The sequence below is a fragment of the Halomonas sp. SSL-5 genome (genome assembly GCF_030708455.1).
Classification (GTDB): domain Bacteria; phylum Pseudomonadota; class Gammaproteobacteria; order Pseudomonadales; family Halomonadaceae; genus Halomonas.
The window spans coordinates 1-611 of sequence record NZ_JAUYWF010000025.1 but is presented as its reverse complement, the minus strand read 5'-3'; the positions used below and the strand labels follow the sequence as shown (position 1 = coordinate 611).

The 611-nt window shown below is 59.1% G+C and carries 5 tRNA genes; 1 reads left to right on the top strand and 4 read right to left on the bottom strand.

Features of this window, described 5'->3' with window-relative positions:
• The 4 genes from RAN53_RS16325 to RAN53_RS16310 form a co-directional block, all read right to left on the bottom strand.
• Positions 1-75 (bottom strand) — tRNA-Gly (locus tag RAN53_RS16325).
• 60 nt (positions 76-135) lie between these two features.
• Positions 136-211 (bottom strand) — tRNA-Glu (locus RAN53_RS16320).
• A 22-nt stretch (positions 212-233) separates the two neighbouring features.
• Positions 234-308: transfer RNA gene (locus tag RAN53_RS16315), tRNA-Gly, on the bottom strand.
• 24 nt (positions 309-332) lie between these two features.
• Positions 333-408, bottom strand: a tRNA-Glu gene (locus RAN53_RS16310).
• A 126-nt stretch (positions 409-534) separates the two neighbouring features.
• Here RAN53_RS16310 and RAN53_RS16305 point away from each other — a divergent pair.
• A tRNA-Met gene (locus RAN53_RS16305) sits at positions 535-611 on the top strand.

Here is a 611-nt window from a genome sequence, read left to right as displayed (position 1 = left end):
TGGAGCGGGAAAGGAGATTCGAACTCCCGACCCTCGCCTTGGCAAGGCGATGCTCTACCACTGAGCTATTCCCGCTTGTCTCGTGCTGCTCAATCCAACTGCTTGTTCAACGACTCGCTGCTGCAGCCGAAGAAGTGGCGTCCCATAGGGGGTTCGAACCCCTGTTCCCGCCGTGAAAGGGCGGTGTCCTGGACCACTAGACGAATGGGACGCATCGTCTTCCTTTCGGAAGATGGAGCGGGAAAGGAGATTCGAACTCCCGACCCTCGCCTTGGCAAGGCGATGCTCTACCACTGAGCTATTCCCGCATTCCGGTTACCTGATGAGTCGAGTGGCGTCCCATAGGGGGTTCGAACCCCTGTTCCCGCCGTGAAAGGGCGGTGTCCTGGACCACTAGACGAATGGGACGCAATGTCTCGCCTCGTCGAGGTGGCGCGAATATTATCGAGCCCCCGGCGGGGTGTCAAGCACTCTCATGCCTTCCACATCAGGCAGTTGACAGGCCGACCCGCGATCGATAGAGTACGCGCCGCTGGCTACGTAGCTCAGCTGGTTAGAGCACATCACTCATAATGATGGGGTCCCCTGTTCGAATCAGGGCGTAGCCACCA